The 12,758-nt window shown below is 67.5% G+C and carries 12 protein-coding genes and 2 pseudogenes; 10 read left to right on the plus strand and 4 right to left on the minus strand.

Annotated features, from left to right (window positions below):
- Nucleotides 1-170: 170 nt before the first annotated feature.
- Entirely contained in the window at nucleotides 171-755 is a 585-nt protein-coding gene (locus tag ABZ833_RS43075; RefSeq protein ID WP_361058931.1) for a GNAT family protein, read from the minus strand.
- Nucleotides 756-947: 192 nt separating this feature from the next.
- Here ABZ833_RS43075 and ABZ833_RS43080 point away from each other — a divergent pair, with 192 nt between their 5' ends.
- The 6 genes and pseudogenes from ABZ833_RS43080 to ABZ833_RS43105 all read left to right on the plus strand — a co-directional run.
- Nucleotides 948-1,688 carry a hypothetical protein gene (locus ABZ833_RS43080; RefSeq protein WP_361058933.1) on the plus strand — a complete coding sequence of 247 codons (741 nt, stop codon included), beginning with the start codon at nucleotides 948-950 and terminating at the stop codon, nucleotides 1,686-1,688.
- Nucleotides 1,689-2,102: 414 nt separating this feature from the next.
- Nucleotides 2,103-2,576 carry a hypothetical protein gene (locus ABZ833_RS43085; RefSeq protein WP_361058935.1) on the plus strand — a complete coding sequence of 158 codons (474 nt, stop codon included), beginning with the start codon at nucleotides 2,103-2,105 and terminating at the stop codon, nucleotides 2,574-2,576.
- A gap of 87 nt (nucleotides 2,577-2,663) precedes the next feature.
- Nucleotides 2,664-2,957: a hypothetical protein gene (locus tag ABZ833_RS43090; RefSeq protein WP_361058937.1), complete on the plus strand. Its 294-nt coding sequence runs from the start codon at nucleotides 2,664-2,666 to the stop codon at nucleotides 2,955-2,957.
- A 633-nt stretch (nucleotides 2,958-3,590) separates the two neighbouring features.
- Complete coding sequence (locus tag ABZ833_RS43095) at nucleotides 3,591-4,142, plus strand: hypothetical protein (protein WP_361058939.1); 552 nt, start codon at nucleotides 3,591-3,593, stop codon at nucleotides 4,140-4,142.
- 562 nt (nucleotides 4,143-4,704) lie between these two features.
- A pseudogene (locus ABZ833_RS43100) lies at nucleotides 4,705-4,902 on the plus strand (ISKra4 family transposase); the annotation flags it as partial.
- 61 nt (nucleotides 4,903-4,963) lie between these two features.
- Nucleotides 4,964-5,254, plus strand: a pseudogene (locus ABZ833_RS43105) (short-chain dehydrogenase); the annotation flags it as partial.
- A 70-nt stretch (nucleotides 5,255-5,324) separates the two neighbouring features.
- Here the strand turns inward: ABZ833_RS43105 and ABZ833_RS43110 are convergent.
- From ABZ833_RS43110 to ABZ833_RS43120, 3 genes are all read right to left on the minus strand, one after another.
- A complete protein-coding gene (locus ABZ833_RS43110; RefSeq protein WP_361058941.1) occupies nucleotides 5,325-6,254 on the minus strand; it encodes a hypothetical protein in 930 nt (309 codons plus the stop codon).
- Nucleotides 6,255-6,647: 393 nt separating this feature from the next.
- Nucleotides 6,648-7,061, minus strand: coding sequence for a hypothetical protein (locus ABZ833_RS43115; RefSeq protein ID WP_361058943.1), 414 nt, complete (start codon nucleotides 7,059-7,061; stop codon nucleotides 6,648-6,650).
- Nucleotides 7,058-7,726, minus strand: a complete 669-nt coding sequence (locus ABZ833_RS43120; protein WP_361058944.1) for a hypothetical protein — start codon at nucleotides 7,724-7,726, stop codon at nucleotides 7,058-7,060. Before ABZ833_RS43120 ends, ABZ833_RS43115 begins: the two co-directional genes overlap by 4 nt.
- Between ABZ833_RS43120 and ABZ833_RS43125 the strand changes: the two genes are divergently transcribed.
- The 4 genes from ABZ833_RS43125 (at nucleotide 7,716) to ABZ833_RS43140 (ending at nucleotide 11,421) form a co-directional block, all read left to right on the plus strand.
- A complete protein-coding gene (locus tag ABZ833_RS43125) occupies nucleotides 7,716-8,051 on the plus strand; it encodes a hypothetical protein (RefSeq protein WP_361058946.1) in 336 nt (111 codons plus the stop codon). The two genes, ABZ833_RS43120 and ABZ833_RS43125, sit on opposite strands and share 11 nt — an antisense overlap.
- A gap of 197 nt (nucleotides 8,052-8,248) precedes the next feature.
- Nucleotides 8,249-8,815, plus strand: a complete 567-nt coding sequence (locus ABZ833_RS43130) for a hypothetical protein (RefSeq protein ID WP_361058948.1) — start codon at nucleotides 8,249-8,251, stop codon at nucleotides 8,813-8,815.
- Between the two features lie 930 nt (nucleotides 8,816-9,745).
- The gene (locus tag ABZ833_RS43135; RefSeq protein ID WP_361058950.1) at nucleotides 9,746-10,555 is read left to right on the plus strand and encodes a hypothetical protein; all 810 of its coding nucleotides are present in this window, start codon (nucleotides 9,746-9,748) and stop codon (nucleotides 10,553-10,555) included.
- A 179-nt stretch (nucleotides 10,556-10,734) separates the two neighbouring features.
- Nucleotides 10,735-11,421 carry a hypothetical protein gene (locus ABZ833_RS43140; RefSeq protein WP_361058952.1) on the plus strand — a complete coding sequence of 229 codons (687 nt, stop codon included), beginning with the start codon at nucleotides 10,735-10,737 and terminating at the stop codon, nucleotides 11,419-11,421.
- The last annotated feature ends 1,337 nt before the right edge of the window (nucleotides 11,422-12,758 follow it).

Consider the following 12,758-nt stretch of genomic DNA (forward strand, 5'->3'; position numbering starts at 1 on the left):
GCAGTGAACACGTGCTCCCGATCCTCTCTCACGGCCCCCTCTGAGACTCCACCGTCCCCTCGGTGATCGAGAGCGCACGGCAATGAGCGTGGAACGGCGGCGAGTTGCAGCGCAGGGTGTGGTGGCCGCGGGGGATGACAGCGACGGAGTAAGGCCGCTACCAATCGGACTTAACGTCGCACTTCACGGGCTGGAATCGGCGCGGCCGACGGCTGCCACTCTCGCCTGAGCAACCCGAACACCCACGAGTCGGATACCTCGCCGTTCACCACGCAGTCTTCCCGCAACGTGCCTTCCCGCACGAAGCCGATCTTCTCCAGGACCCGGGAAGATGTCACGTTGCGCGTATCGGCCTCGGCCTGCACTCGATTCAGGTCCAGCGTGTCGAATGCCCACTGCAGCACGGCGTGCGCGGCCTCCGTCGCATAGCCGTGGCCCCACATCGCTTCGTCGAGGACGTAGCCCAACGACGCACTGCGGTAGTCCGGGTCCCATTCGGTCAGACCGCACCAGCCGACGAAGGCCCCGTCAGAAGCACGGTCGATGGCCACCCGCGCCCCGGTGCCTTCGTCCGCCATCTTCCGGCACATCGCGATGAAACGCTCGGCGCGGGCAGGTTCGGTCCACGGCGGGGAGTCCCAGTAGCGCATCACGTAGGTGCTGCTGTGCAGCGCGAAGAGAAGGTCCGCGTCAGCGTCGGTGAAGGGCCGCAGTCGCAGGCGCGCGGTGTGCAGTACGGGGGTGGCCAAAGTCATGCGCCCCATCTTGTGTCCTCACGGGGCGGGCAGAACACCGAATATCCGACCCCGGCCCAGCCCTCACGCAACTAGAAACGGACTCAACGCCCTCTGAGGGAGCCAGAGTTGACGCGCAGGGCACTCCCGGCATGCCGCCGATCTGCAACTCTGCCGAGCCCTGCCGCTGCGCGGAGAGGTTGTGCACATGGCGTGGAGTCGAAGCTACGTGTGCTGGATCTGGCGCCGGACCAGTGCGGTCGCATGCTGGGGATGCCGGTCCGCCTCGGTCTGCTGCGCGGGCCTGCCTATGCTGCTGCCATGGGTCTGGATCTCACGCTGTTCATGGCGGACTGGCGACAGTTGAGCGCCCTCCCTGTCGAGAACCGGATCAAAGCACTGGACGACACGACCTGGCCCCCGGAGCTCGACGACGAGTACCAGTGCAGGTACGGGCAGGCCAGCGGTTGGCTGTGGCCCCCGGACCCGGCGTCGGCGTGGTGTGCCGAGTACGACTTCTCCACCACCACCACCACCACCGGCGCCTACAGCCCGCATGCCCGCGTAGGCGACGCATGGGGCGACATACGGCTACTCGTCGACGCGTCCGTGCGCGAGGCGATGGATACCTTTCTCGATGGCTTGATCTGGGATGCGGATCCGGCCGATGATCCTGCGCTGACCTGCGGCGAGGGATTCTTCCCGCCTGCCACTGACCGCGGGCGCCCGCGCGTCCTCCTGGCGTGCCCGCCACAGGCGGCACCCGGCAAGGCCTATGCCTGGGAGCGAGTGGAGCCGCGCCTGGAGGAGTTGCACGGACCGTTCGCCGCCGAGTGCGAGGGCTGGGCAGGCCGCCCGGACTCCTTCGAGCACTTCACCGCGCTTCTGCGTGAATGGGGCGACGTGACAATGGAGACTGCTCGCCGCGGCTGGGGCCTGGTGGGTCTGCCCTAGCCGTCAGTAGCGAGGGGCCGTGGTCACCTTCGGCGTACGCACAGAACTGAGCGCAACATTGGCGAGCGGTGACGACCGGAATGCTCAGCTTGCGTTTGTACTTCTGCCGCGATCGGTTCTTGGCTGGTCGAGGCAGACAAGAGAGCTCGCACGGAGCTGAGTGCCGGGCGAGCGCGACGTCGACCGGGAACTCCGCGGTTCCCAGCCTGAACCGGCGGGCGTGACCGCGCCCGCCGGCGAATCCGTTCACCGGCGTCCCAGCAGGATGTGCACCAGGCCCGCACACCACAAGGTCGGCACCGAACCCCGGCGCAGCTCAGTACCGAGTACAGCAGCGTGAATCCCCGCGCCGGCAGCATGGGGATCGTGCGACGGTGCGTTGGCTGGCAGAGCCACGAGCGGGGATGAAGGACGATGGAGTACATCAACCTGGATGCGCAGGTCGGCAGCGTGTCAGGCGTCATATCCCCTGCTCGATACCTGGAACGTCTGCCCTCACTGGCTGACGGTCTGCCAGCCGGAGCCCGGGGCTTCGCGACTGCCCCAGAGCACTACGACTTCTGCAGCAAGCGGTGTGTGAAGGATCTGGAGGTCCAGTACATCCGCACGATCGGAGCTGATGACCAGCAGATGGAGATCCAGTTCCGGCACAACTGCTGGAAGCACGAAGAAGACCTGGTCATCCGCTATGCAGGCGTCTCCAGCTTCGATGCCGGAGGCGTCGAGAACAACAACTGGGCATACCTGGGGACCGTAATCCTCGACGAGGTCCTGCCGCACCAGAACGGTTGCAGCCACGAGATCGCGTTCTGGAACGGGTCACTCACGGTCGTCTGTCGTGACCTCGTCGCGACCTGGACTGAGGCTGGCTGCCCCGACAGGTCATAGATCAGCAAGACCTCCCACCCGCAGCCAACCTCCTTGCCGAGGTGAGAAAGCAAGTTCAGCCCGTCGCGGTGCTCGTAGGATGCCGGGATGCCCAAGCCGATACCGATGAGCCGCCGTATGTGGGTTGCCGTATGGGTGGTGCTGTGCGCGGCGGGCCTCGCCGCCACCGCTGAACTGAACGCCTCGCCGGCACCGGACCCGCCGTCCGAGAAGCCTGTCAGCGCCGAGTGCGCCGAGTACATCGCGGACGTGGAGAGGCAGTTGGCGAAGGCTGAGCAGGAGGGTGAGGAGGACGGGGTGCTGGGCTTCTCGCGAGTCCGGGTCGGCAGCGAGGACGACTGCCGCGACGAGTTCCGCAACCACTTCGGCGGCGATCGGTGAGCCGCGGTGCCTGGCTCGCCGCGATGGCAGGGCTCACCGTGGCCGGTGCCGGGCTGGTCATCGCCGTGGGCGCCACGTCGGAAACGGAGCCGCAGCCCGCGCCGCCGCGGGTGTACTCCTCCTGCTTGGCGGCGGACACCAAGCCGGTGCCTGCGGATACTGACCCGTGCGACGGCCGCTGAAGACCGCCTGCGCGACTGGCAGCGCCGGACGCGGGCGAGGGCCGAGGCGGTCATGGCCGCCCGGGTGTCCCGGTGCCCGGAGTGCGGGGCGAGGTGGACGGTCGGGGCCGAGCATCCTGCCTCGGCTCGGTACTGCTCTCCCTGGTGTCGCAAACGGTCCTGGCCCAGGCGGCGCACGCGGCAGGACGGGGTACTCACCACAACCCGGCACCCAGGACTGGTACCACCTCGCGGAGGCGGCAGTCGACTGATCGTTTGACATCCAACCCAGTCGCCCCAGGCCAAGGCATCGCACCGGACTAACGCTAGCTGGTTTTTCGTCTGTGGAGGGGCGGCGCTTGTTGGCGGTGCGCGCGTCTTGATGCTTGGTGGCGTTATTCGGTGGCTATGGAGGACGGAGGCCCAACTGACAGCCAGGCCATGGTCCGCGCGTTCTGACAGACTTCCCGGCATGGACGCAGGACTTGCCGCCGTGCTCGGTGCCGTCGTCGGTGCGGCAGGGACGGGCACTGCAGGCTTTCTCACCGGCTGGTGGAACGCACGTACGGCGCAGCGGCAGTCGCAGGTCCAGGCAGACCAGGCCCGCTGGCAGCTTCATTTCGAGCACACCCGAGACCTCAGAGAGCCGCGGCGCCGCGCGTACACGGCCTTCATCGCCCAGACACGGCTCGTGGACCGGGAACTCGGCCGGTACAACACCAGTACCGAATACGACCTCAACGCGCTGCACACGCAGATCGAGCGGCTCGATCACCTTGGCATCGAAGTGATGCTCGAGGGCCCAGACGGCATTGTCGCTCCAGCACAGCAGGTCATCGACCTCGCACACAAGAGCATTCGCCCGTTGCGGCTCGTCGCCCGGGCACGGGAAGACAACGACAGCGACGCACTGGCCGCGGCGCGCAACAACCTTGCCTCCGCGGGCCAGTACTTCGCCGAATCGGTAAGAGAGTTCACGCACCAAGCCCGGACCGTGTTGTCCGACGACGGCGGGCACTATTGAGCTTGCGATGGGCTGTCGGGTCCTGTGGTCAGTTGTCGTGAGGCTGAGCGTGGTGCCCTGGAGACATACGTGCGGTTCGTTGGTTGAGCCAGAGAGCGATGACACTCTCGTCTGATCAGGGAGCTCTTCCCGCCTGACGGGCGCCTGAGAAGAGAGTTCGGCCGTTGCTCCCGCCTGGCGGGACGTACGGCTGATCAGCCTTTTCTTGCAGGTCAGAGCCATGTGGCGTGGTCTGCATGACAGTGGATATCAGGATCGTCCGAGCCGGTCAGATGTACCGCTACTTTCCCTGTCAAGTTCTTCTGTTCAGCTCGGCAGCCGCCATCGGAGTTGGGTGTAGCTCTCTTCCGGGGACGACCCCGATGGTTTGAGCTGGGAGATCGTGGTTGTGGGTGATGGCGGCGTGGCCTGGGTCGCCGGGCATCTGACCACGATCCTCCACGGCCGGGCCAGCCGCGCCGCCGCGGAGATCACCGCGCAGGCGGAGCGGGCCGGCCTGCGCGGAGCGAAACGCGAAGCCGCAGACACCTGCGTCCGCTACCTGGCTGGCCACCTTAACCAACTCTGCTACGACACCGCGTTGGCCGAGGGCTGGCCGATCGCCACCGGCCCGATCGAGGGCGCATGCAGGCATCTCGTCGGCGACCGTCTGGAGATCACCGGGGCAAGGTGGGGGCTGAGTGGCGCCGAGTCCGTCCTCAAACTCCGGGCGGTGAAGGACAACGATGACCTCGACACCTACTTCGCCTTCCACCTCTGACCAGCACGACTACGACCTCACGGTCTGAACCGCAGGCGTCCCCCGGGGAGTGCTACACCCTTCGGAGATGATGCTCGACAACTTCGGCGTCACCGAGGACAACTGGCGCGACGCGCTGGCCGACGTCCCGCACTTCTGCATCTCGGAGAGCCCGGCATACGTCGGACGCGCGGTCGCGGCGCTGGCCGGCGACAGCGACATCGCACGCCGCAGCGGCCAGTCGCTGTCCAGCGGCCAACTCGCCCAGGAGTACGGCTTCACCGACCTGGACGGCTCACGCCCCGACTGCTGGCGCTACCTGGTCGAGGTCGACGACGCCGGCAAGCCGGCGGACGCAACCGGATACCGGTGAGGGGCATCGCCCGCGGGGCTCTTCCAGCGTCCGTCCGACTCGCCCGCCGCCCCTCACGCGCAGTCGTACGTCAGCCCGCCCGCTCATAGGTAAGGACGGTCTTCGGGTGGTTGCCGATCTTGCGTAGGCGCAGCGGGCCGTCCGAGGACTTCACGTCGAAGGAGTACTCGGTCTCCTTCGGTGGGCAGTTGACGGTCCTGGTGCCCTGATCGAGCTTGAAGTTGCTCATGGACAGGTCGTGCTGGTCGATGCCGGAGACAACGGCGCTGCCCTTGCATCGCGGGCCGGTGCGGGACTCGATGACCACGCGTGCGGATCTGCCCGGCTCGACCTGGTGGAGGGTCAGCTGCTGGCTGCCGTCCGTGGCTCGCCACCGGCCCACGAACCAGGGGTGGATGGGCTTGTACTTCGTGGCCACCCCGGCGAATCCGGAGCCTTTGCGCCAGGTCAGCGTGGTGGTTCTCAGCATGCTGCGATCGACGAAGTCCACTCGGGCGCCACCGTCGCGGATGCGGGCCTTCGGCCAGACGATGGTGTTTTTGGTCGGGTCGGTGGTCCAGGAGGAGAGGTCCCTGGTGGCGACGGCCGCAATCACATCGTGCGGTTCTTCGCCGTCCCTGCAGTACGCGCCGAAGCCGGCCGCGAGCCACACGGTGTCCCGGTACGCCTTTGCCCTGATGCCGTGGCACGGTTTGGTGCCGGTCTCATAGACCGTCTTCCGGGCGGACCAGGCGTCGTCAGAGGCGTCGCGATGCTGTGCCTCCAGGCCGCGGCGAGTGAAGCGGAGGGACACCTGCCGGCCGTCGGACAGTTCGAGGACGGTGTGGTCGTCGTCGTCCTCGACGACCCGTGAATCAGGCTTGTCCTCCGGTTCGCGGTGGGACTTCGTGTGCTTCGCGCTGCCGGACGGTCCCTTGTCCGATTGCTCGGCGCAGCCGCCGACGGCTGCGCCGAGCATCAGCACCACTACCGCCCACGCCGCTGCGCTCTTCGTTCTCATGCCGTGTCAGCTCCCCTGTACGCCGCGCCGCGATGCCCGGGCCGGTGGGTGGCACGAACTCGGCGATGCTATTCGGTGGGGGGCCCGCCCCGCTCGGCCCCCGGCACGGTGCGGCCCCGGCGGTTCCGTCACTCGTCGAGGACGGCGGCGACCGCACCCGGGCCCGGGCCGCCGCCTCCCGCGCCTCCAACTCCCCGATCAACGACCCCATCAGCGTCGCCTCCTCCACCCACACGGTAGAGACCTGGCCACGCCGCCATCACCCACAACCACGATCTCCCAGCTCAAACCATCGGGGCCGTCCCCGGAAGAGAGCTACACCCATCGGAGTTCGGGAGCGAGGAGGGGCCGCTTCGTCGCGAACGACTGGCGCGGCCCCTCCTGGCTGAGTGGTCAGGTAGTGGGTGGACGGAGCTGGACGACGTTGCCGGGCGCTGGGTTGGGAGGCCCTTGTGCGGTGTCCGACTGGTGAATCAGAACGGCGTTCGCGAGGGTGAGGTTCGTGACCAGTTGGCGAAGCTCTTCGATCTCGGCTTTCTGGTTCGCGATGGTCTTTTTGAGTTTGGTGACGGTCTCCCGGAGTCGTTTCTCGGTTTCCGGGACTCCTCTGGTTTCGCTGCGAATTCGTTCGTAGAACTCGTTCTTCAGGTCTGCGTGCCGCTTGATGAGGGCCATGCGGTGGACGCCGGCTTCAGCGGCCAGGGCGACGATGGTGAGGCCGCCGTTGGAGGCTGTGGCTTGCTCGGCGAGGAGCCTGTTCATGGCCGCGCGAATGCGGACGCGCTCGTCCTGGTGATGTTGGGTCATGCGAGTGCCTCGACGGATTCGGCGGTGGTGTCGTGTGTATCGGCTGTGGCCCGGAGCTGAGCGGCGTTCGCCATCAAGCGCTTGGCGATCGGTCCTGGCACTCGAGTGGCGAGCCCGTCAAGTTCGTTGGCTCGTTGCCGCAGGTTGCGTGCGTGGGTGTCGGTGCGAACGCTGTTCCCGCAGCCGGGTCGGCAGTCGTACTGCCGTGGGGCGGTGGCGCCTGGGTCGGGTTCGCAGAGTGCGTTGTCACGCTTGAACGCGCAGATGAGGAACGCGTCGGGGTTGTCATAGAGCACGATGCCGTCGCGGGCGAGGAAGGCGGTGGCCTTGCGCGCGAAGTTCCTGGTGACGGTGCGGCCCTCGAAGCGGGGTGTCTGAGTTGCGGCGGACAGAGCCCGTCCGGCCTGGACGACCGGATCGTGGCCGCCGCCATCTCCACGTACTGCCTGGACATCAGCGAGCCGAAGACCGCGCGCGGCCTGGAGCCCGGCTACCGCCTCTACACCGCCCGGTGGTCCCTGTCCGACCTCACGGACCGCCAGCCACCGGTGTCGGCTGCACCTCGGCTCCCGGCCCAGCAAGCGGGGGAGTGGGAGGTACCCCGCGTCCCGCTGCGCTACGACCGGGCCGTCCTCGCCGGCGTGATGGTGCGGGATGCTGCGCACCGCCACCGCCACCGCCACCGCCACGCGGGGCCGGGCGTACGACGTCTCCGCACACCAGCAGGCGTCGATGCCCGAGTTGCTCTCACTCCAGGACGCCGACCCCGCTGACTCGGCCCGGGGAGACAAGCACGAGTCGGCGATGGTGGCGCTGCGGGCCATGAAGGAGTCACGCACCGATCTGGAAGCCCTGGAGCTCACGGACGAGCAGCTGCGCCACCTTCAGGGTGTCCTCACGAAGGCGGTCGACCAGGCCCGCGAGATGAGCCGGTACGCCGACCGGGAGGGCGCCACTACACGTCACCCGGTGCGTGAATACGATCCGTGAGCGCACCACCCCAGCAGGATCCGCACCACCGGCCAGGAGTCCTTCGCTGAGCACATCCAATGCTGCCGATGTGCGCACCGACGATGCTCTGCACTCGCGGGAGGAGCCAAAGCACCGTGCTTGGCGTGGGGCCGGACGATTTGCGAAGCTGGATCCCCCTGGTTCCGCAATGCCCGGTGGTCGCGAAGACTACTTCCATGAGTGCCTCGGCGTGGATCGGTGCGGTCGCAGGAATTATCGGAACAGCCACCGGCGGCGCCCTGACCATCTGGTCGGGGCGCTGGACGCATAGGGCGCAAGAACGCACCGCGCGCGCCGAACAGCAGCGGGCGCGCGCAGCTGCGGCCGCAGAGGCAGCACTGGCTGAACTGCTGGAGATCCATCGCGATTTCCGGAAGGCCAGGACGTCCGACGCCCAGGAGTGGCAACAACGCCTCCGCTCGCTGCACGACCGCATTACGAAGGTCCAAGTCCTGCTCCACAGCATCCCGGACACCAGGCTACGTACCCGCATCAGGGAAGACACATTCTATATGCCTCTCTCCCCGCCCGACGACAGGCGGTCCGGAAGCGAATGGCGGGTCGCCGTCATCGAACTGTGCGCCGACGCCATCGCCTGCCTGGGCGCCTTTCTCCGAGACGAGGAACTGCCCGCACGAAGCGCCAGGGTTGAGGACACACGCAATCTCTGGCCTGAGTGGAAGCACGAAGACGACAGCCACTTCTACATGTGGGAAGCCGACGATGGTGACTCGTTCGATTGAGCATGCACAGGCCATCCCGAGTGTGCCGCTGCCTTACGACGGGCCGTCATCGCCTCCACCGTTCTCAGCGAGTGCACGACACCGGGCCGGAGCGCGTGAGATCGCAGGTGACGATGTCGCGCATCCCTCGGTGCGCACTGGCGCGTTTCTCCTTGACCACGGCCGTGGTCAAGGAGAAACGCATCGCACCGTCCGCACTTGATGCGCGGTATTCGCTCCTGGCCGGTGCGCACCGTTCCGCCCGGTGATGCGTACCCGCCCGGTGCTGTGAGGGAGTTGACCATCCGGCCCCACCACCCCTTGTCCACCGTGGTCGGCCCTGGCCACGAGCTCGGCTGCGACCCCTTGTCCAAGCCCACCACGCCCGAGTGTGGCCGTGTTTCCCCTTGACCGCCTTCGCTACTGGTGGGCAGCAGATCGCGGTCAAGGGGCGCTTGGGCACGCTGCTTCCTCGATCACCGCCCGCCTGGGGCGGGGCGACGATGGAGATACGGCGTTGACGGCACACCGCCCGGCAGCCGGCCCCCGGCATGCCCGACCGGCCCATGAGGCCGACCATCACCGGAAAGGCCGAAGCGCGCTCCTACGGTGCCCACTTCGGATGCCCCTTGGAAACCCCCTTTGGTGCCTAATACCAGGAGGGAGGAAAATCCCCTGGTCACGCCACAGGTTCAGCCGCCTGCCGCGTCGTCACAACCCTCTTGTCTCCTCTTGTACTTGGTGGGGATGTCAGTGGTGGAGGAGGAGAGCATCGGGTTCGGGGCCCGGCGCCCTTGCGCTGGTGCAGGCCGGCGCCCGGCCGGTGGCCGTGCGCGATGGGTGGAGGGGCGGGGCTGATGGCGGGGAAGCGCAAGACCAATTCGGCGGGATCGACGAACAACTTCCGTGGCGATGTGTTGCGCGTGCTGGGAGCGTTGAAGGTGGCCACCGTTGGGGCACGAGTACGTCGCCGCCGTCGACGACGACGGCGACTGGAAGTTCGCGCCCGAGGTCTCCGAGCGGGCCCGCGCCAAGCTGAACCAGATCGCGGTGAGGATGACCCGCCCGCCCAAGCAGCAGACCCGACCGCTCGCGCAGCTGCGCGAGCGGTGGAAGACGAGCGCGGTCCTCACCTCCGGCGTGACCGTCGACGTCATCAACTCCCTCCTCGGGCGCGCCCGCGCCCGCGCCGCGGCGGCCGCGATCCGGTCCCGGGTCGCCGCTGTGGCCGTCGACGTCACCGCGAAGCTGTTCGTGATGAACAAGGACGGCTTCTTCCACCGCTGGCACCTGCTCGCCGAAGCCCGCCGTCACCTCGCTCTCGTCCTGCGCGGCCGCCGCCGCGAACCGGGCCTGGACGAGGACATCGTGGAGGAGGCCATCGCCACACACCGCCTGGACATCAGCGAGCAGAAGACGCCGCGTGGTCACAGGCGGGCCTACCGCCTCTGCACCGCCCGATGGTCATTGACCGACCCACCCTCCAACCGCCGTCGCCCAACCTGCGGACGTGGTCGGCGCGGCGCGGCCAGCCGACGTACTCCAGCTCGTTCCCACAGGTCCGTGCGCTGGTGCAGATGCATGCCGCGCAGCAGCCCGTGCAGTCCCCAGCGAGCGCCGGTGATGGAACCGGTCTCCGATCGCCGACCGGCTCGACATCGCCGGTGCATGGCGGGCCGAGGACGCTCGAAGAGGCGGACGACGGGCAAAGTCACTGCGGCCGAGGGGCAGGCCTCATGTCGGCGGGGGAGGTGGTCGTAGCCTTGCTACGTCAGGCGCCCTCCGAGGACGAATTACAGTCCTGTTTGGAATTCCAGGCGCGACGCGACTGCTGAGCGGAGCCCCGGGCCGGATCCAGCGGCACCGGACACCACCGCTGACGCCGCCGCCCGGACGCCGCCGATTTCACCCGGCCGTATCACCGATGGGAAGCAGGGCGCATGACCGTCAGTCTCACCATGTACGACACCCCGCGACCGCGCAGGAGCGCGCAAGCCACCGGGCTCCTGGTGCCGCCTCTGCATCCCGTCCACATCGCGGGTCCGGGAGTGCAGCCCCACGTCCTGGCGCACGTGGAGCGTGAACTTCCGCCCGGCGGCATTCCCGCGTACCGCGGAGACCGCAAGAGGGGGACCCGATCCTTCCTCCTGTGGGCCGACGAGGGACGTGCGCAGACGCTGGCCCGCCTGGTGACGCAGTCCACCGAGGGGCACCGTGTGACCTATCAGGTGCTTGACGCCTACGGGCAGATCATCGGCACCATTACGCGCCGGAAGGCGTTCAGGGGCGGCGGGTTGCGTGTCCGCTGGACGGTGTCGCAGGCCGGTGTGCCGGACGCCGTGGGCTACAAGGGACGGCTGTTCTGGTGGGCCTTCTGCTGGCTGCTGTCTCCTCTGCTTCCTTTCGCCCTCGTCGCCGCCGTGCTGGATAACGGCGACCTCCCGCGCGCGCCACGGCGCGTGAGATGGCGTGCGGGCGGCCAGATAGCTATGGAGCACAAACCGTCGTCCAATGCGGTACTGCTCCGTGGTCCAGGCCTTGATCCCCGGGTCGGCGCCGCGCTCGCGGCGCTGCTGACGTCATTCAGGGGCTGGTATCGGACGTCTTGGGACGACCAGAAGGAATAACTGGGTGTTTTGATTCCGGCTTGCTGGCATTAATCGGCTTTGGGTGCGGCTCTGCTGAAGGGAAGGATCACCGCCTCGGGCCTGTCGGACCCTCCGCGTAGTGCGCGGCATGAACGATCCGATATGGACCGGCGTTCGACAGCGGGTTGAGGCGCTCGGTGCCCTGGCTGACAGCACTGAGGTGTTCGGCATGTCCGTCTCATGGTGGGCCGGTAGAACAGGTCGACAGAGAGGAAGCGGCCCAGGGCCGGGTTGTATTCACGTGCGCCGAGATGTACCAGGCCGGTGGGGTCGTCGGTGCCGCCGACGAAGCAGGAGGGCCTGCGGCGGTGGAGTCTGACTCCAGAGTCTATCCGATCCTGAAAATGAAGCACGTTGCTCTCTTCACGAGCGACACTGTTTCTGGGAAGTGGCCCACCCGCGCCAGCAGGCCCGAAAAGTTGAGAAGGGCGACGGAGTTTCGGTTCCCAGTGAAGCGAATCTGCGGGATCTGCCGAAGGATGGTTCATGGGCTGCTTCCGGGAAGGGAGCAGCGGACAGTGAGGTTGCCGTTCGAAGGACGCAAGGGGGAGTGGCGGTGGAAGCAGCGAAGTGGTCGGTGGACCGCAAGCGCCTAGCGCGGTGGGTCCCTGAGGGTGAGCGGATGATGGCTGGCTGTGCGGTGACATGCGGACGCTCACTGTGGGGCTTGGTGCCACGGCAGGCTTCACTCCTGCTGACCGACCGCCGAGTACGAGTGCTCCGTCACCGAGGCAATGACCTCCGGTATGGCATACGCGGCATGTGGTTCGAGATGATGCGTGGCGAGGCCGAAGCGGTCTGCGGGGATCCGCGGGTGCGGGTGGAGTTCGACAAGGGCAAGAAGTTGAACTACGCCAGCGCGACGGAGGGGTAGAGCGTCTGGTGATCAGCCAGTGGGACGCGGTACATGCCGAAGCCCTGTACGAGGCGTTCCCTTCCCGAGAGCCGGGCCCGCAGTGATGCGATCGCGATCTTCGAGCCAGGCGGGGACCACAGGGCATGCGAGTAGGAGAAAGTCCCACCCGTCCGAGGGCAGCGGACGGACCGTCACACCATGGGCGGGTACGAGTTCGGAGCGTGGCACATCCCCCTTGTTACTGCTGGGCCGTCAGGTCTGTGAAGACCCCCAGCTCGGTAGCCAGCCTGGAGGCGAAGCCGGAAGGGCCGTTGAGTGGGGGAGCGGAGCGGACCCACTGGGCCGGAGCGCAGCGGAGGCCCTCACTCCGGGAGCGCAGCGGACGGAGTGTCACCCGCCCTGCGCAGCAGGGCGGGTGAGCGTGGGGCGCAGCCCCACGCCAGCGCTCCCGCGGAGCGGG

It is taken from the genome of Streptomyces sp. NPDC047525, assembly GCF_040643025.1.
Taxonomy (GTDB): Bacteria; Actinomycetota; Actinomycetes; order Streptomycetales; family Streptomycetaceae; genus Streptomyces; species Streptomyces durmitorensis.

What these genes read in the sequence shown, in the direction of transcription:
- ABZ833_RS43075 (WP_361058931.1), bottom strand. Translation starts at nt 755, where the DNA reads ATGACTTTGGCCACCCCCGTACTGCACACCGCGCGCCTGCGACTGCGG.
- ABZ833_RS43085 (WP_361058935.1), top strand. Translation starts at nt 2,103, where the DNA reads ATGGAGTACATCAACCTGGATGCGCAGGTCGGCAGCGTGTCAGGCGTC.
- ABZ833_RS43090 (WP_361058937.1), top strand. Translation starts at nt 2,664, where the DNA reads ATGCCCAAGCCGATACCGATGAGCCGCCGTATGTGGGTTGCCGTATGG.
- ABZ833_RS43095 (WP_361058939.1), top strand. Translation starts at nt 3,591, where the DNA reads ATGGACGCAGGACTTGCCGCCGTGCTCGGTGCCGTCGTCGGTGCGGCA.
- ABZ833_RS43110 (WP_361058941.1), bottom strand. Translation starts at nt 6,254, where the DNA reads ATGAGAACGAAGAGCGCAGCGGCGTGGGCGGTAGTGGTGCTGATGCTC.
- ABZ833_RS43115 (WP_361058943.1), bottom strand. Translation starts at nt 7,061, where the DNA reads ATGACCCAACATCACCAGGACGAGCGCGTCCGCATTCGCGCGGCCATG.
- ABZ833_RS43125 (WP_361058946.1), top strand. Translation starts at nt 7,716, where the DNA reads ATGCTGCGCACCGCCACCGCCACCGCCACCGCCACGCGGGGCCGGGCG.
- ABZ833_RS43130 (WP_361058948.1), top strand. Translation starts at nt 8,249, where the DNA reads ATGAGTGCCTCGGCGTGGATCGGTGCGGTCGCAGGAATTATCGGAACA.
- ABZ833_RS43140 (WP_361058952.1), top strand. Translation starts at nt 10,735, where the DNA reads ATGACCGTCAGTCTCACCATGTACGACACCCCGCGACCGCGCAGGAGC.